The sequence below is a fragment of the Vibrio sp. A11 genome, from assembly GCF_013048705.1.
GTDB lineage: Bacteria > Pseudomonadota > Gammaproteobacteria > Enterobacterales > Vibrionaceae > Vibrio > Vibrio metschnikovii.
The window spans coordinates 340,753-357,105 of sequence record NZ_VHSI01000001.1 but is presented as its reverse complement, the minus strand read 5'-3'; the positions used below and the strand labels follow the sequence as shown (position 1 = coordinate 357,105).

The following is a 16,353-nucleotide window of genomic DNA, read 5'->3' as shown; positions in this document are numbered from 1 at the left end:
TAAAGTTTCCTAGTCGATTACAGAAGAGGATTGAACAGATAAAATACCCGCTCTAAAAAGCGATGACCTAAGGATCGCTTCTCCCACTCACTGGCTTGGACGGCTTGAGATTGGTCGATATAACTTTGTTGTTGCCAATACAATTGCTGAGTGAACTCTTGATCATCAACGGCTAGCGTGACTTCAAAATTAAGCCATAAGCTGCGCATATCAAGATTCACGGTGCCGACTAAACAGAATTTTTGGTCAATAACAACCGATTTAGTATGCAGTAATCCACCATGAAATTCGTAAATAGTGACGCCTGCTGCAAGCAATTCTTCGTAAAATGAACGAGAAGCCCATTGCACCATCATTGAGTCATTTTTTTGCGGAATAATCAATTCAACCGTGATCGCACGTTGCGCCGTCATTTTTAATGTGGCCAATAAATCAGCACTTGGCACAAAGTAAGGCGTGGTAATCCGTACGGATTGATTGGCTTGATGCATAGCAAGAATCAGTACTTGTAAGATCAAGTGCTCTGGCATTCCCGGTCCGGATGGCACGACTTGTATCGGGTGTTGGGGTTGACTTGTATCGAGTTGGCATTCTGGAATATTAGGCAACATCCGCGACCCAGTTTCTACCTCCCAATCCCAACAATGGATAGCTGAGAGGACATTAACGGTAGGCCCAGTGATACGTACCATAATATCAATCCATTGCCCGACGCCGGAGTCTTGCTTGAAAAACGCAGGGTCGACCATGTTCATTGAGCCAGTGTAAGCAATGCTATCATCGATAACGATAATTTTACGGTGCTGACGAAGATCTAAACGGCGAAATAGCATCCGCCAAGGACTGACTTGCAACGCTTCAACGACATGAATGCCAGAACTGCGCATTAATTTGTACCAATGACTACGGAAAAATTTCGGGCTTCCTGCGGAGTCGAGCAATAGTTTGACATCGACGCCGCGTTTAGCCGCCTGAATTAAAGCCGAGCCAACGGCATCAGCCAAACCGCCGGGATACCAGATATAAAACTCCATGCGAATATTATGTTGTGCTTTTTCGATATCAGCGATGATCGAATGGAGGATTTCATTAGGCGAATTTTGCAGTGAGAGTGTATTGCCGCTTAACGCCGGAATTCCCATGCGACGGTTGCACAGCTCATCAATTTTATAAATATGAGCGCCCATGGTTTCAGGCATATGCGCTTGGCAATCATTGAGTGAACGAAACCATTCACCAAACGGTTTAAACATCTCTTTTGCTCGTTCGGCTCTGGTTCGACCAAGGTTCAGCTCCCCGAACATGAAGTAACAGATCACGCCGACAATAGGAATGATGTAAATGATCATTAACCAAGCGAGAGAGACGCTCATGGCCTTACGTTTAAGAACAACGCGCAGAGTGACCCCGGCGACCAGTAGCCAATAAATCACGATGCTTGCTAACGTTAAAAAGTGATAAATCTTATCCATATACTCACGGTATTGATTGTTGTCTATGTGGATAGTAAAGGGAAAGCGTCAGAGAAGGAAGGATTGAAAGGTGATATGAAACAGAACTGTACAAAAAAGTGATCGTTAAAAGAAGAATGCGGTGGAGGAACCTAAGATGATCAATGGGTCGAACAAAAAAGCACCAAACAGACAAAAGAGGCTTCATCTTGGTGTTTATTTAGAGCGTTCGGACTTCCAATTTTATAATTAAACTGTTTTACTTGCTATATCCACGTTGATAGTCGTGCTTTGTTTTGGTGTATATTTTTTTGTACACACTAAGGGCGGTTAGTGCGTTTACAATAACATGATGGTATCTATTTATGGCGAGTAGTTCTCGAGGCCAATTCACCTCCCGATTTGGTTTTATTATGGCAGCAGCAGGTTCTGCAGTCGGTTTGGGTAATGTTTGGGGGTTTCCGACTCAAGCTGCGAGTAACGGCGGTGCGGTTTTTTTAATCGTCTATTTACTGATGGTGTTTTTATTGGCGTTTCCTATGCTGGTGGCCGAATTGACCGTAGGGCGTTATGGGCAATCTAACCCGATACGCTCGTTTCGTTCGGTATGGCCAAAAGGCAAGTTCGGTGCCATCTTACTTGGCGTTATCGGCATGGTCGTCGTCTCTTTAATTCTCAGTTTTTACGCGATTGTTGCTGGTTGGTTATTAGGGTCATTATTTGGCAGCAGTTTAGAATTGGTAGGCATAGAGAGTGCTAGCCAATGGTTAACCACTTTTAGTACCGAACGTAACTTAATTCTGATGATGGCTTTTATGGCTCTGACCATGTTTGTGGTCAGTAATGGGGTCGCAAATGGGATTGAAAAGTGGTCGACTCGTCTGATGCCTCTGCTATTTATCCTATTTGGTTTATTGACGGTGTATATTTTCACTCAGCCAGGCGCATGGGATGGGTTAACCATGTACTTAGTACCCGATTTCAGTCATCTGACACCGCAACTGATTGTCAGTGCGATGGGACAAGCGTTCTTTTCTCTCTCATTGGGTGTGTGTGTGATGACCACTTATGGCTCTTATCTGAAGAAAGAGACCAACATCCCTAAAACGGCCGCTCAGGTAGCACTGATTGATACTGGTGTTGCTTTTATTGCTGGTTTGATGATCTTACCTGCGATGTTTGTGGCTAAACATAATGGCGTAGAAATTTTTTCTGCCTCGGGTGAGTTACTCAATTCAGATACCTTGGTGTTTACGGTTTTACCTGCCATGTTTGATACCATGGGCACCGTCGGGACATTAATCGGTTTAGTGTTCTTCTTATTGATGGTCATTGCTGCCCTGACTTCATCAATATCCATGCTTGAAGTGCCCGTGGCGTGTGCCACTGAAGAGTTGCAGCAGAGCCGCCGCTCGGCGGTGTTGTGGATTGGCGGTTTAGTTACGTTGTTTTCAGCGGTGATTGTCTTTAATTTCTCGGCGTTATTTGGTCTGGTGATTCAGTTTACTACCGTTTATTCACAACCAATTATTGCTCTCTTGATCACTTTAATGGTCGGGTGGATTTGGCATCGTAACCACATTCTCAATGAGTTAAAGCAAGGTTATCCAGAAATAGAACAAAGCTGGTTTTGGAAAATTTGGCCTACGTATGTGCGTATCGTCTGTCCTGTGTTGATGTTATTGGTCTTTTTTGCCTAATTAACCTGCTTAATTTTCGCCGCAAACACCGTCTGCCATGACGGTGTTTGCGTTTACGGGGCATTGAATAAGTGATTATGAACTTTCAGCATTTGCTGACGTCTAGCTACCACTCCACTTTATTCGCGATAGAAGCCTTCGGTTTCGCTTATTAACTAAACCTAGGTGAAACTTAGCCGTTGCTTTATGATCCTCGGTCTCAATTTATTATTCATCTACAGTCTGAAGTCGCCGTAGGTGAATATCGTTTTTATTCGGAAAATACCATGTTTGATATAGTTGTGACGCATACGGATTTTTTAGTCGTTAATAAACACCCTAATGTTTCTGTTCATAAAGATGATGGGGAGACGATGTTGCTGCATGAAGTCGGGCAGCAAAGTGGCGATACACAACTGTATTTGGTGCATCGCTTAGATAAAATGACTTCTGGTTTGCTACTGCTCGCCCGCAATGCAGCGGCAGCCAGTGAATTGTCGCAGGCTTTTGCTAAGCGAAAGATTGAGAAATATTATCTCGCGATAGGTGCCAAAAAACCGAAGAAGAAACAAGGGTTGATCAGTGGTGATATGCAACGTTCACGTCGAGCCAGTTGGAAACTCGTACCAACGTATGATAACCCAGCCATCACACAATTTTTCTCTTTACCGGCTGAGCCAGGCGAGCGGCTGTTTTTATGTAAACCGCACACTGGCAAAACCCACCAAATTCGAGTAGCACTCAAATCGATAGGCTCGCCTATCGTCGGTGATCCTATTTATTTGCCGACTAGCCAAGCGGATCGTGGGTATCTGCATGCTTTTGCTTTGCGTTTTTCTTTTCAGGGCACACACTTTGAGTTTGTTTGTGATCCAAGAAATGCCCCTCTGCTAGGCGAAAAATGGTCTTCGCCTATGGTTAGTCAAGGTATTGATAACTGGATTAAACCTTGGAATATCCTCTGGCCTGAGATCAAAGCTCGCTAAGCGAAGAGTTGTGATTATCCGCTATATTAACCGTTGAATAGTGTCGTTCTATTTCGACCAAAACGGATTGCCCATTAGTGACGCTGTCACTAATGGGTTGTGTCGGAACGTCTTAATGTGAGTTATTGGTTTTCTCTAATGTTGATAGTGTATGAAAACCAGAATAGAGCCGTGTTCCAGTCGTTATCCAACAAGCCGCTGCGAACAGATAGGCAATCAGTGAAAAATAGTCAGGAAAGAGACAAAATAGAACCAAACAAACGATGGTTTCTGTCCCTTCGGTTAATCCACTCATATAATACAAAGACTTATGCTGATAAACAGGGTTGATGATCCCGTGCTTGCTGGCCATGACGGCAAAAGCGAGAAAACTGCACCCAGTACCAATGAACGAAAAAATCAAAAAAGCGCCCGCAATGCTGTTGGCTTCTGGATTCGCGAGAATAAAACCAAAAGGGATTAACGAATAAAACAGAAAATCTAAGCTAATATCGAGAAATCCCCCTGCATCAGTGAGTCCTTGAATTCGCGCTAATGCTCCATCCAGCCCATCACAAAGTCGGTTAGCGAGGATCAGCCATAAAGCCAAAGTATACTGCTCTAATAATAACGCTGGAAAAGCCAAACACCCCAAAGCAAAACCGAAGAGTGTCACCTGATTTGCGGTCACGTTGAGTTCATCCAATTGCTCTGCCGCATAGGATAAGGGGCGGCGAATAACCGGGATAATGTAGCGATCAAGCATTGAGTTGCTCCTCAGGCCATTGGATTACACGATCACAGTGAAGCACATCTTCTTCATCATGAGTGACCATTAAGGTTGGAATTTGCGAGGCTTTTAACTGTTCAAATACCCACTGGCGAAATTGTATCCGTAGTGTTTTATCTAATTTACTGAATGGTTCATCAAGTAGCGCTAGGCGAGGTTGAGCGAGCAGCATACGCAGCAAACTGACTCTGGCTCTTTGTCCACCCGACAGTTGGTCTGGGAAAGACTCCGCTAACGCGAGTAACGATACGTTCTCTAAAGCTTGTTGCGCTTGTCGTTTGCGATGTTGATCTTTGACTGTATTGGGTAAAGCAAAGGCTAAATTTTCCCACACATTCAGATGCGGAAATAGCAAATCATCTTGGAACAATAAACCAATTTGGCGTTGATGTGGGCGCAGCGTCGTTAGATCTTGTTGATTGAATGTCATCTCTCCACGATAACGAAAATCGGTGGGTAAATGTCCGGCAATAACATTGAGTAAGGTCGACTTACCACAGCCGCTTGGCCCCATTAGGCTGACGATCTCACCTCGATGAATGGTTAAATCAAAATGGCTTAGCAGTGGCTGGCCATCTGGCTTATGTAGGGTAAGGTTTTTGAGATAAAAACTCATTAGTTAACGGCTTCTTGTTAAAGATTGAGGCTGAAAGGCGCGACTAAGAATAATCGCAAGCAAGAAAAAAATGAACGGTAACACGGCTTGCCAAAGAGCATAAATAGCCATTACCCGGCGGTCAAAACCACTGGATAGTGTCACCGCTTCGGTAGTAATGGTAGCGAAGCGACCGCCTCCAAGCATCAGCGTTGGTAAATATTGCGCTAAACTCACACTAACCCCTACCGCCCAAGCGTAGAGCATAGCCGGCCTTAATAAGGGTGCTTTAACTCTACAAAAGATAGACCAATCACTTTTACCTAAACTGGCGGCGATTTTATGGTAGTCAGCAGGGTAGCTTTTCCATGCCCCATCAAGCGCAAGATACACCAGCGGAAAGGCAAAGAAGAGATGCCCCCAAACGACCCATAAGACATAGTTTGAGCCTGAGATCAGTAAAGTGAGAATTTGTACGCCAAACAATAAAGAGAGTGCAGGGACTAGCATTGGCATGACAATCAAATAGGTCGGTACTGAGCGAGGCGAAGCTTGACGATACTCATGAGTGAGGACAGCAAAAAACAGTGCTAGGCTACCACTGACCAGCGCTAAACCAACACTTTGATAGAGAGCGGGGAGCATGGTTGGCCACTCCGCTAGCCAAAAACGCCAGCTGTATTCGCTGGGCCACAACTCAGGAAAACGCCAACGCTGAGCAATGCTCCATAGCATCATCAGAGGGAAAATACTCAAAGAAATAAAGCACACTAAACAGAGTAAGCTTTTTCCTGGTAAGAATAAGGCGTAACGGCCTGACCACATCCATTGACGGCATAAACCCAAGAGTATGCGCTCAATCAGTAATACTAACAGCAGCATGATACTCGCTAATCCTAAGAGCAGTAACGCGCCAGCGGCGGCGCGGGGAATTTGCTGCAGATCGGCATCACTGAACCATTGCCAGACTAAGACTGCGAAGGTCGGAGGGGTATTCGGACCTAAAATTAGACTGAGATCGACTACCGAAATACCGTAGCTAGTGACAGCAAATAAGGCAAAGCGCATTTTAGATAGCCATTGTGGAAAAACCAACTTACACCAAGCTTGACGAGGTGAGTAGCCGAGAGAGGCCGCAACGGTGAGTAAGGATGGAATGCGTAACTGTTGTACCACTGAGAGGCTCATCAAAAGTAGAAAAGGAACTTCTTTTAATGCTAAGGCGATAGTGAGTCCCAGCGCGTAGGGATCTTGAACTAGCCAAGTGGCACCTTGAGTGGAAGGTTGATAGCCCGACATGGAATGGATCAAACGCGAAACCATTCCTGTCGGTGCAAATAGGAAGGCAAAGCCAATCGCAAAAGCTACATGAGGAAGAGCAAGCAGCGCGGATAACGCATGTTCAACCCTTCGCCAATATGGAGAGTGCCAAAGCGAGGCTAAAATAGCAAAACTGATCGCTAAGGCAAGGTAGGTACTCAATAGGGTTGAGCTAAGCGAGAGCAGCAATGAACGTTCAATACCGGTCCATTGCCAAACTTGCTGAAAAGCCTCAACGCCAGCACTATTCAATCCTACGGCAGGGATATAACCCAACGCAGAGCTGACGATACCGAGCACTCCAGGAATGATCGGCGCAACGCAAATCAGCAGTACGCCCCAATAAGCCAATCGTAAACGCATAATGATCGTTATTGACGATGACCGTAACGACGCTGCCACTCTTCCCCTAACGCAGTTTGCCAACTGGGATGAGGTTCGTCTATCGAAGGATACAATTTCGAACGGCTGGCAGAGCCGCTAAGGTGTTGCCTTTGGATCACGGCAGGGTCACCCCAAATAGCCAAATCCCCTTTACGAGATTGGGCTTCTGGGCTGAGTAAAAAGTTGATTGTCACTAAAGCCCCCGCTTTGGCATTGGCATTCCAAGGGATGGCTAAAAAATGAATATTGGTTAAAGCGCCATTTTGCATCGCGTAACTTTGTGTACTTTTTGACAGCTTACCCGCAGCCTGAGCGGCAAAAACAGCATTAGGATTAAAAGTAATCGCAAGATCAATTTGTCCATCATCCAGTAATTGGAGCATTTCTGATGAGCCAGATGGAAATTGTCGCCCTGATCGCCAAGCGACGGTGTGCAGTTGATCCAAATAATCCCATAACGGTTTAGTGATGATAGGGAAAGACGCGTGATCAACCGGTAAACCTAATGCAGCATTGTTCGCCGTTAATTCAATCAATAATGCTTTAAGAAAACTGGCACCATGAAATTCAGGTGGGCGAGGGTAAGTAATCCGGTTAGGGTATACCTTGGCATAACTGAGCAACTCTGCGAAAGATTGTGGGGGATTATTGAGCTTTTGGTGGTCGTGAATAAACACTAACTGACCGACTCCCCAAGGGGCTTCTAACCCTTCCGTTGGTTCAGCAAAATCACGATCGACCGGAAGTGATGAGTCGACGATTGCCCAGTTGGGTAGCATGTCAACGATTGGGCCGTATAATAATCCATTATCTTTCATCGACTTGAAATTAGCACCATTGATCCACACCATGTCAACACTACCAGCATCGTGACGGCCTGCGGCTTTCTCTGCGACTAGTCGGCTGGCCGTTTCGGCAATATCAGATACCTTCACATGCACTAAATTGATGTCGTGCTGTTGTTTGAGTTGTACAGCCGCCCAACGTAAATAGTTGTTAACTTCTTGACTGCCACCCCAAGCATGGAAATAGACCGTCTCTCCTCGAGCTTGTTGGGTGATGTCTTGCCAAGATTGGGCATGAAGCGCAAACGACAGTAAACTTGCGCAGAGTAGAGCTAGCCAGTTTTTCATTATTATCCTTAATCTCTTTTTCTACTGAGGGTGACAGTGCTATCGGCAATGCGGAGTCATTTTGCTGCAATAACTCGCTGTCCTCGCCCTTTATCGAACCGCCATATCGATCCATTATGAAGGAAAATCATTAAATAAGTTAATCTTCTGTGTAACAAAATTGGCTTAATAAAAAAAGACAGCAAAAAGCTGTCTTTTTTTATTACTCACTGTGAACATGAAAAACCGATGGCTTTTACTTAACCCAATCACTCAACGTGAAAGTAAGTGTATGTGCTTGGTTTTTTAAGGTTAGTGTTTCTTCGGTTAATGTTACGTCATTCCAGTCGCTCAATGATTGAGAGACGAGTTGCTCGGTATCCATAACATCACCGATACACATTTTCATCGTCATGCCCATTCTTTCAATACGCAGTTTGTTATCTTTTAGCTCGGCTTGACCGAAAAAGTTGTTACAGCCGGCATTACCACTGGCCATCATTTTTTCGCCAAACTCGAGTCTTGGTGCGTCATAATGCTCATCCATGACCAACGGCTGCCCATCGATATGAGTCAGTTGCCAATGATGATGTTGCAGTACGTCGGCAGTAATCTCGGTTTTATCTTGGTAACCTGCACAAGCAGAGAGTAAGACAGGTAAGGATATTGCGGCAAGTAGGGCTTTTGAACTAAGCTTCATGTGAGAACTCCTAATCAACAATCGGACATCAAATAGCATCAGGACAACCTAATCACGTTAAGTTGATGAGATGATTGGCATAGAGTATAACGAGCCATGATTAAGTTGTGTTAGCGGACTGTCATGCCTAAAGCGTAGGCGATCATGAGATAATCGCTAACCGAATTGTTTATGGGGTCAGATAGGGCATAAAACAATGGAGTGGTTATGGAGCAATTGGAGTTTTTCCAGATCCCAAGCCCTTGTGTGGGTGTCTGTAGCGTGGATGAAAAAGGCTATTGTCAGGGCTGTATGCGTAAAAGAGAGGAACGCTTTACGTGGTTAGATATGACGCCAGCTCAGCAACTGCATGTCATTCATCTTTGTCGGCAACGTTATCGGCGTAAACAACGATCACAGCAAAATCAGGCCAATAAGAGGATGGAAATGGCTAACGAGGATCGACAAAACGAACTGTTCTAGTCGCTCGGTTTCGTACTTTTAAGCGAATGATACTCGATGAACGGCGGTAAAAAAGTGTCACATGAAATCCATTTCTAATCACACCATAGTTGGCAATACCCTAAGGACGACTAGCTGCACATCCAATCGAGTTCGACGTTTGGCCTTCGCATCGGTAGGGTATCAGCAATAAAGTGGTTCGCGAGAGTTGGACTATTTATTATCCCAGTTATCGCTAACCCATCCACCGGCATGCTCATCAAAATGCAAACCTGAGAAAATCCGTTTCGGTTCTTGTTTCGGTTGACTGGTTTTGTTGTGAATTAATGTATTGATGTATTGCGCCATAGGATCGGCATTGGTGGGAGAGGTGTTGCGTTTTGCAACTTCTTTAATCATTTGCAGACGCGAAGTTGCGCTAGAGCGTTTCATGGAATAGCCTTCTAATGTGATGAAGATTACATTACAAGGTACGACTTGGTTAAATATTAGTCAACAAGTTCTGCGAGTATTTTAACTAAAGTATGACGATGATTGATCTTACTCCTTGATAAATAAGTCGTTTCTCCATCACTATAACGCGCCCCTCTCCGCCGATGAGATTCCAGTGGAGAGGAGGAGATGTTACCGAGACTTAATGGAGTAAGCGATAAAGCAAAGCAGAGACTGCCATCATGCCAATGGCAAATACAAAGTAAGTGCTTAGGTGTTTTTTATAACCATTGAGAGCGTTAACACGATAGACGGCAATCATGGGCATGATAAATAAAATTAAGGCGATAACGGGTCCAGATAACGCTTCCATCATACCTAAAATACTTGGATTGAGTATTGCCGCTGCCCAAATAGTCACAAATAGAAATCCAATCCCTAATTTATTCGCCTGAGCGTAATTCAGAGAGCTGTGCTTAGTCAGTAATCCATTTAAGCTTTCACGAGCCCCTAAAAAATGCCCTAAGAAAGAGGAAGTAATCGCAATAAAAGCCACCAGTGGGCCGAGCGTTGCAATAAACGGATTATCAGTCGCGTTCGCTAAGTAAGACAAAATAGATAAGTTTTGCGTCTTAGCGTCAAGGAGTTGCTCTGGGGATAGCGTTAACACACATGAAAAAACAAACAGCAATACAAAAGCAATCAGCACTATGCTGGTGCGTTTTAGTATCTGTTCACTTTTCTTTAAGGCTTGTTGCTGATAATAGCGTCGCTGCTTATGAGCAAAACTCGAAATAGCCGCAGCATAACTGAATGAAAAAACAATCACCGGCACTGATAGCCAAGCGGTATGAATAAATTCCCCAGCACTCGGCAGAGCAAGAGAAGGCAGATGCCAGCGTGGAATTAAATAGAGTGATAGAGCGGCTAAAATGGCCGCGAGAGGATAAACCATGACGGCGAATGCGCGTAACATGATTTTTTCACCGCCGAGCATAATCGCAATCAACCCACTGACTAGAACACCGGACAGTAACCAACGAGGCAGAGCGCTGAGCTGTGCTTGGTTAACCCAGAAACTATCAACGGTATTGGTCAATCCCACGCCATAAATCAATAAGATAGGGAAAATAGACAGAAAGTATAACCATGCAATGGCTCTGCCAGCCGTGACTCCAAAGTGTTCTTCAACCACATCCGTAAAGTCACTGTTAGGATAAGCAGAAGATAAGACGAATCTTGCTAGGCCGCGATGAGAGTAGTACGTCATTGGGTAGGCGAGAAGCGCCATAATCAATAACGGCCAAAACCCACCAAGCCCTAGATTAATGGGTAAAAAAAGAATGCCGGCACCGACGGCGGTACCAAATAAGCTGAGTGACCAATAAGTGTCATGTCGGTTCCAAGCGGTCTTTTCTGGAGTGATGCTAAAATGCAATGCTTCTTGGGAGTCTTTCACTGAAATTAGAGCCATATAGAAATGATAATGTGGTAAAACTTACCACATTTAGTGGATGAAGGCTTTTTGTGGTAGTGGTCACATTCACTGATTAACCCTCAGTTGTCGGCCCAATGGAACTATGTAAAAGTGAAAATATTGGTTTTTTATTCCGATTTTATTATTTTTATTGGTTTTTAATTTCTATTTTAAGTTAATTTTTAGAGTTGTATGAATTTGAGAACGGCTGTTCTTGATGATTCAGATATCGAATCAATCTCTATTTATGTGTCGCTTGCAGATGGGTTGTTAACACGTTATAGCAAAGCTAAATCATTGATATTTAGTCGATGAAGAGTGGTTTTATTTTTACATTTGGCGCACAATCTGTTCACTCTTTCCTGCCTTTGTGTGACCTTACCATGATGGTTAAATTTCGCGCTGAATCGATTTTTGTATTAACAACATTGCTCGCTGCTGCGGGTTGGGTGTTTTCAAAACAAGCCATTGAAGAATTACCACCGTTTGGCTTTATTGGCTTGCGATTTATTACCGCCTCTCTGATTTTACTGCCGTTTTGTTTCCCAGCTTTAAAAAAAGCCTCTCGACAAGATTGTCTGCGCGCAATGGGGGTCGGCGTCTTTTTAGGGGGGTCGCTTTTTTGCTGGATACATGCGATTTCATTAAGTCCCACCTTGGGCGAAGGCGCATTCATCATGAGTTTGTCGATGCTATTTGTGCCTTTACTTGCTTGGCCGCTCCACGGTAATCGACCGAATCGAGCTTTTTGGCTGGCTTTTCCAATTGCAGTATTAGGATTGTTTTTGCTCTCTTGGAATGGCGCTTGGCAAATTGCGGTCAATCAGTTGTGGTTTTTAGCGGCGGCGATGGGGTTGGCATTACATTTTAACTTCAATAGTCAATACTCCGCAAAATTGCCCGCAATGTTATTAACCACATTACAGCTTTTTACTGTCGGTTGTTTGGGGGTAGTACTCTGTTGGTTATTTGAACGCTGGCCAGAATCGGTAAGTATTATGACTTGGAAGTGGTTTGCATTGAGCGTGTTATTGGCCACGAGCCTGCGATATCTGATGCAAACTATTGGTCAAAAGCATGCTAATCCGACCAATGCGGCTTTATTAATGTTATTGGAACCGGTGTGGACATTGATTCTTAGTATGCTGGTTTATGCGGAAACCATGCCTTTGAATAAAATCCTTGGTTGTGCTTTGTTGCTTTCGGCGTTAGCACTGTATCGCTTAGGGATCCTGCGTTGGCGATAATTAACACGACCATTAATTCATCATTGATAGAAAAAAGAGACAAAAAAGCCGACCAATATACAGGTCGGCTTTTTAGTGATTAAGCAATTGTTAATGATTAAGACGCTTGGACAGGTTGTGTTTCAGCTTCTGGCTCATGAGTTTGTTTCATGAGTCGACTGGTGATAGTACCCGCTGTCATTGATCCCGATACATTAAGTGCAGTACGTGCCATATCAATCAACGGTTCAATCGAGATAAGCAGTGCTGCGATTGTCACAGGTAACCCCATCGCTGGAAGTACAATCAGCGCGGCAAACGTTGCGCCACCACCAATCCCAGCAATACCAAACGAGCTAATGGTGATCATGGCAATCAATGACAAGATGAAATGGATATCCAGCGGGTTGATCCCCATTGATGGAGCAACCATCACCGCTAGCATTGCAGGATAAATTCCGGCACAGCCATTTTGTCCAATTGTTGCTCCAAACGAGGCTGACAAGTTAGCAATCACTGGTGGTACATTAAGCTTAGTGATCTGAGCTTCGACGTTTAATGGAATGGTGGCCGCCGAGCTACGTGAAGTAAACGCGAAAGTCAGTACTGGCCAAATTTTTTGGAAATAGGTTTTAGGGTTAACGCCAACCAAAGCAACCAATAAACCATGCACAACAAACATCAAAGCAATCGCGAGGTAAGAAGCGACGATAAAGCCGAGCAAGTTTAAAATATCGCTCGCGCTTGATGTTGCAACCATTCTCGCCATCAGTGCGGCAATACCGTAAGGTGTGAGGGCGATGATCATTTTAACCAAGCGCATCACAATGGATTGCAGCGCATCAACAAAGAGGCGAATAGGCGCTTCAAGCTGTTCTTTCTCTTGCATCACTTTACGTGCGGCAATACCGACTAAAATACCAAAGATGACCACGGCAATGATTGAAGACGAACGGGCGCCAGTCAGATCAGCAAAAGGATTTGATGGAATAAAACCGATCAGCATTTGCGGAATGGTTAAGTTAGCAACGGTTGATGCGCGGGATTCAAGTTGTCCCATTCGAGCCACTTCACGTGTGCCTTCGGTTAGCCCTTCAGCGGTTAAGCCAAACGCATGAGTGATCAAAATACCAATCAAAGCGGCAATCGCTGTTGTGAACAGCAAAATTGAGATGGTGAGAAAGGAGATTTTACCCAATGAACCGCTGTTATCCAGTTTCACCACGGCAGAAATCATCGATACTAATACTAATGGCATGATAACCATTTTCAATAGTTCGACATAGCCGCTACCAACAATCGAAATCCATGAGAGCACATCGCGGATAACGGGACTACCTTGGTTAAAAATAAGCTGAAGGGCGAGTCCAAAGACACTACCAAGCACTAGACCTAATAGAACTAAGCGCGATAACGAATGGCTTTTTTTCTGTTGACCAAACAGGAACAGCAAAATACCGACAAATACCGCAAGCATAGCGATAGCTGCAACTGACATAATAGACATCCTTAACAGGGGTAAAACAACACTTAATTTAACCGTGCAGAAAGTTAAGTCCATTAACGTTATCTGGTAGCGTCATCCATTGCATTTAAGCTGCTACAGCTCTGCGCCGATAAATGGTGTAGGTATAGGGGTAATAAGACCAGCTGAGCATAGCGTGATCTAAATCAACCTTAAAAGACCAAAACGGCATAATGTAGAACAAATAGTTATTGAGTGCTTTATTTGGCTGTATTGGCATCAGTGTGGTGATTAAGTGGTCGGTTTATTGGTATTTTTTGACCAGTTCATGCATCGCTACGGAGGGTAAAACGGTAACTCGTTTGGTTGATTGATCAAATAAAGCGTACAAGAGTGCTTGAGCGACCTTATCGGCGTCAATCGGGATCAGGTTTTTTAGGCGACCAAATAGAAAAAATTGTCCTAATTTCATGATTCGTTGTAGCCAAATTTCATCATTTCTCGGCTGTTCACGTTGGCCGACTAACGGACCTGGACGAACAAACACCAGATGATCAAACCCAAGCCGACGAATGGTTTCTTCCATGCGTCCTTTGCAGCGTAAGTAATGGGAGCGGGCACTGGGATTGGCTCCGTAGCTAGAGACAATCGCAAGCCGAGTCACGCCCAAGATTTTCATACTGTGCGCCACCTGACAAACCAATTCAAAATCCACTTTCTCCAAAGCGTGTTTAGAGCCGGCTTGCTTAAGCGTTGTGCCGAGCGCGATAATGCCATACTGAGGGCGAGGCTGCTGCTCAGGCCAGTGGATAATACTGAGTTCAGAATCAATCAACTCGGTTAATTTAGGATGAGGCAGCGATAAACTCCGTCGATTCAGTGCATAGATATGTTGGATGGCAGGTTCAGCTAATAAGCGTCGTAATACGCAAGTGCCGACTAAGCCGGTGGCGCCTGCAATCATGATCACCGGATTTTGAGTTATGTTATTCATACTGATTCCTAAAATTCGTTGCTATCCAAAGTGTGTATCCCCTTCGTGCTTGAAACTGCAACGCCAAGTCGTTTGGGTGTATGCTGATCATATCAAGTGGTTGACTATCAGCACGAATAACCCAACTCTAGTGCATTAGCAATATTTAGTGTTAGAATTCGGGGAGTTAAATCCGTTTGTGATGCTTACTTGCAGGTTATTCAGCGTTCGGGTTTTGATAAGTGAGATCCTCTCTACATAAATTGGCTAAACAATTCTTTACCATACCCGCTGTGCAATAAAGGAGTAGCGCATGACGACATCCCTCTTTCGCCGATCTTTTCTTTTCGATAGTTTGGATATTGACCAGCCGATGGTCAGCGAAGAAATCACCACTCAAGCAGGCGTCCGACTTAAACTGTGGCAACGTGGTGTCCTTGAAGTATTACCAGCACATTATTCTGCGGATAGTAAAAATATCGTCATATCCTGTGGTGTGCATGGTGATGAAACGGCGCCAATGGAGCTGGTCGATAAAATTATTGATGATATCGTCAGCGGATTTCAACGTGTGCAGCAGCGCTGTTTATTTATCGTCGCTCATCCACAAGCCACTTTGCGCCATACCCGTTTTATAGAAGAAAATCTCAACCGATTATTTGATGATAAGCCTCATGCTGCGAGTTTAGAAGCGGATATCGCTACCAACTTAAAAGCGCAGGTCAGCCAGTTTTTTAATAAAACGGCACCAGAGACTCGCTGGCATCTCGATTTACACTGTGCGATTCGTTTGTCAAAGCACTATTCATTTGCTGTCAGCCCGAAAACTCGTCATCCAGTCCGTAGTCGTGCTTTGATGGCATTTATCGAGAGCGCACACATTGAAGCTGTCATGCTTTCTAATGCTCCTGCAAGTACCTTTAGCTGGTTCAGTGCCGAGCATTTTGCTGCGCAAGCGATGACCGTTGAACTCGGTCAAGTGGCAAAACTGGGTGAAAATGATTTGGCACGCCTTGCCGCATTTGATCTCGCATTACGCGATTTAATCGCGGCAGAGCAGTCGGAACATTTAGCCAAGAAAACCATCATGTATCGAGTGAGCCGAACGATTGTTCGCTTACACGAAGATTTTGATTTTCGCTTTGGTGACGATGTAGAAAACTTCACCTCTTTTATGCATGGGGAAGTATTTGGCCATGATGGCGATAAACCCTTAATGGCGAAGAATGAAGGGGAGGCGATCGTGTTTCCCAACCGCAAGGTGGCGATTGGTCAACGTGCGGCCTTAATGGTCTGCAAGGTGGATACTCGATATGAAGATGATCAATTGGTTTATGATTAAG

The 16,353-nt window shown here is 44.5% G+C and carries 15 protein-coding genes; 5 read left to right on the top strand and 10 right to left on the bottom strand.

Annotated elements, in window-relative coordinates; genetic code table 11:
- Positions 1-17: 17 nt before the first annotated feature.
- Positions 18-1,472 carry a cardiolipin synthase gene (gene cls / locus FKQ60_RS01555; RefSeq protein ID WP_004395117.1) on the bottom strand — a complete coding sequence of 485 codons (1,455 nt, stop codon included), beginning with the start codon at positions 1,470-1,472 and terminating at the stop codon, positions 18-20.
- A 344-nt stretch (positions 1,473-1,816) separates the two neighbouring features.
- Between cls and FKQ60_RS01550 the strand changes: the two genes are divergently transcribed.
- The gene (locus tag FKQ60_RS01550) at positions 1,817-3,151 is read left to right on the top strand and encodes a sodium-dependent transporter (RefSeq protein WP_004395118.1); all 1,335 of its coding nucleotides are present in this window, start codon (positions 1,817-1,819) and stop codon (positions 3,149-3,151) included.
- A 266-nt stretch (positions 3,152-3,417) separates the two neighbouring features.
- Entirely contained in the window at positions 3,418-4,116 is a 699-nt protein-coding gene (locus tag FKQ60_RS01545) for a TIGR01621 family pseudouridine synthase (RefSeq protein WP_161425556.1), read from the top strand.
- 112 nt (positions 4,117-4,228) lie between these two features.
- On the opposite strand, the gene FKQ60_RS01540 is transcribed toward FKQ60_RS01545, so the two are convergent.
- The 5 genes from FKQ60_RS01540 to FKQ60_RS01520 all read right to left on the bottom strand — a co-directional run bounded on the left by FKQ60_RS01540 (position 4,229) and on the right by FKQ60_RS01520 (position 8,996).
- Complete coding sequence (locus FKQ60_RS01540; protein WP_004395120.1) at positions 4,229-4,861, bottom strand: CDP-alcohol phosphatidyltransferase family protein; 633 nt, start codon at positions 4,859-4,861, stop codon at positions 4,229-4,231.
- Entirely contained in the window at positions 4,854-5,501 is a 648-nt protein-coding gene (locus FKQ60_RS01535) for an ATP-binding cassette domain-containing protein (RefSeq protein WP_170905903.1), read from the bottom strand. The genes FKQ60_RS01540 and FKQ60_RS01535 overlap by 8 nt, the downstream gene beginning before the upstream one ends.
- 3 nt (positions 5,502-5,504) lie before the next feature.
- Complete coding sequence (locus tag FKQ60_RS01530; RefSeq protein ID WP_170905902.1) at positions 5,505-7,163, bottom strand: thiamine ABC transporter permease; 1,659 nt, start codon at positions 7,161-7,163, stop codon at positions 5,505-5,507.
- Between the two features lie 8 nt (positions 7,164-7,171).
- Positions 7,172-8,317: an ABC transporter substrate-binding protein gene (locus FKQ60_RS01525; protein WP_004395123.1), complete on the bottom strand. Its 1,146-nt coding sequence runs from the start codon at positions 8,315-8,317 to the stop codon at positions 7,172-7,174.
- A 235-nt stretch (positions 8,318-8,552) separates the two neighbouring features.
- Positions 8,553-8,996: an META domain-containing protein gene (locus tag FKQ60_RS01520; RefSeq protein ID WP_004395124.1), complete on the bottom strand. Its 444-nt coding sequence runs from the start codon at positions 8,994-8,996 to the stop codon at positions 8,553-8,555.
- Between the two features lie 207 nt (positions 8,997-9,203).
- Between FKQ60_RS01520 and FKQ60_RS01515 the strand changes: the two genes are divergently transcribed.
- Positions 9,204-9,458: a DUF1289 domain-containing protein gene (locus tag FKQ60_RS01515; RefSeq protein ID WP_158138536.1), complete on the top strand. Its 255-nt coding sequence runs from the start codon at positions 9,204-9,206 to the stop codon at positions 9,456-9,458.
- A gap of 192 nt (positions 9,459-9,650) precedes the next feature.
- On the opposite strand, the gene FKQ60_RS01510 is transcribed toward FKQ60_RS01515, so the two are convergent.
- On the bottom strand, positions 9,651-9,869 hold the full coding sequence (locus tag FKQ60_RS01510) for a hypothetical protein (RefSeq protein WP_004395125.1): 219 nt from the start codon (positions 9,867-9,869) through the stop codon (positions 9,651-9,653).
- A 202-nt stretch (positions 9,870-10,071) separates the two neighbouring features.
- Entirely contained in the window at positions 10,072-11,328 is a 1,257-nt protein-coding gene (locus FKQ60_RS01505; RefSeq protein WP_170905901.1) for an aromatic amino acid transport family protein, read from the bottom strand.
- A gap of 401 nt (positions 11,329-11,729) precedes the next feature.
- Here FKQ60_RS01505 and FKQ60_RS01500 point away from each other — a divergent pair, with 401 nt between their 5' ends.
- Positions 11,730-12,593, top strand: coding sequence for a DMT family transporter (locus FKQ60_RS01500; protein ID WP_158138534.1), 864 nt, complete (start codon positions 11,730-11,732; stop codon positions 12,591-12,593).
- A gap of 97 nt (positions 12,594-12,690) precedes the next feature.
- On the opposite strand, the gene FKQ60_RS01495 is transcribed toward FKQ60_RS01500, so the two are convergent.
- Both FKQ60_RS01495 and FKQ60_RS01490 read right to left on the bottom strand, forming a co-directional pair.
- Positions 12,691-14,070: an L-cystine transporter gene (locus FKQ60_RS01495; RefSeq protein ID WP_154167976.1), complete on the bottom strand. Its 1,380-nt coding sequence runs from the start codon at positions 14,068-14,070 to the stop codon at positions 12,691-12,693.
- 271 nt (positions 14,071-14,341) lie between these two features.
- Entirely contained in the window at positions 14,342-15,031 is a 690-nt protein-coding gene (locus tag FKQ60_RS01490) for an NAD(P)H-binding protein (protein ID WP_170905900.1), read from the bottom strand.
- 292 nt (positions 15,032-15,323) lie between these two features.
- Here FKQ60_RS01490 and FKQ60_RS01485 point away from each other — a divergent pair, with 292 nt between their 5' ends.
- Positions 15,324-16,352 carry a succinylglutamate desuccinylase gene (locus FKQ60_RS01485; RefSeq protein WP_170904584.1) on the top strand — a complete coding sequence of 343 codons (1,029 nt, stop codon included), beginning with the start codon at positions 15,324-15,326 and terminating at the stop codon, positions 16,350-16,352.
- Position 16,353: the final 1 nt, after the last annotated feature.

What these genes read in the sequence shown, in the direction of transcription:
- cls (WP_004395117.1), bottom strand. Translation starts at nt 1,472, where the DNA reads ATGGATAAGATTTATCACTTTTTAACGTTAGCAAGCATCGTGATTTAT.
- FKQ60_RS01550 (WP_004395118.1), top strand. Translation starts at nt 1,817, where the DNA reads ATGGCGAGTAGTTCTCGAGGCCAATTCACCTCCCGATTTGGTTTTATT.
- FKQ60_RS01545 (WP_161425556.1), top strand. Translation starts at nt 3,418, where the DNA reads ATGTTTGATATAGTTGTGACGCATACGGATTTTTTAGTCGTTAATAAA.
- FKQ60_RS01540 (WP_004395120.1), bottom strand. Translation starts at nt 4,861, where the DNA reads ATGCTTGATCGCTACATTATCCCGGTTATTCGCCGCCCCTTATCCTAT.
- FKQ60_RS01535 (WP_170905903.1), bottom strand. Translation starts at nt 5,501, where the DNA reads ATGAGTTTTTATCTCAAAAACCTTACCCTACATAAGCCAGATGGCCAG.
- FKQ60_RS01530 (WP_170905902.1), bottom strand. Translation starts at nt 7,163, where the DNA reads ATGCGTTTACGATTGGCTTATTGGGGCGTACTGCTGATTTGCGTTGCG.
- FKQ60_RS01525 (WP_004395123.1), bottom strand. Translation starts at nt 8,317, where the DNA reads ATGAAAAACTGGCTAGCTCTACTCTGCGCAAGTTTACTGTCGTTTGCG.
- FKQ60_RS01520 (WP_004395124.1), bottom strand. Translation starts at nt 8,996, where the DNA reads ATGAAGCTTAGTTCAAAAGCCCTACTTGCCGCAATATCCTTACCTGTC.
- FKQ60_RS01515 (WP_158138536.1), top strand. Translation starts at nt 9,204, where the DNA reads ATGGAGCAATTGGAGTTTTTCCAGATCCCAAGCCCTTGTGTGGGTGTC.
- FKQ60_RS01510 (WP_004395125.1), bottom strand. Translation starts at nt 9,869, where the DNA reads ATGAAACGCTCTAGCGCAACTTCGCGTCTGCAAATGATTAAAGAAGTT.
- FKQ60_RS01500 (WP_158138534.1), top strand. Translation starts at nt 11,730, where the DNA reads ATGATGGTTAAATTTCGCGCTGAATCGATTTTTGTATTAACAACATTG.
- FKQ60_RS01495 (WP_154167976.1), bottom strand. Translation starts at nt 14,070, where the DNA reads ATGTCAGTTGCAGCTATCGCTATGCTTGCGGTATTTGTCGGTATTTTG.
- FKQ60_RS01490 (WP_170905900.1), bottom strand. Translation starts at nt 15,031, where the DNA reads ATGAATAACATAACTCAAAATCCGGTGATCATGATTGCAGGCGCCACC.
- FKQ60_RS01485 (WP_170904584.1), top strand. Translation starts at nt 15,324, where the DNA reads ATGACGACATCCCTCTTTCGCCGATCTTTTCTTTTCGATAGTTTGGAT.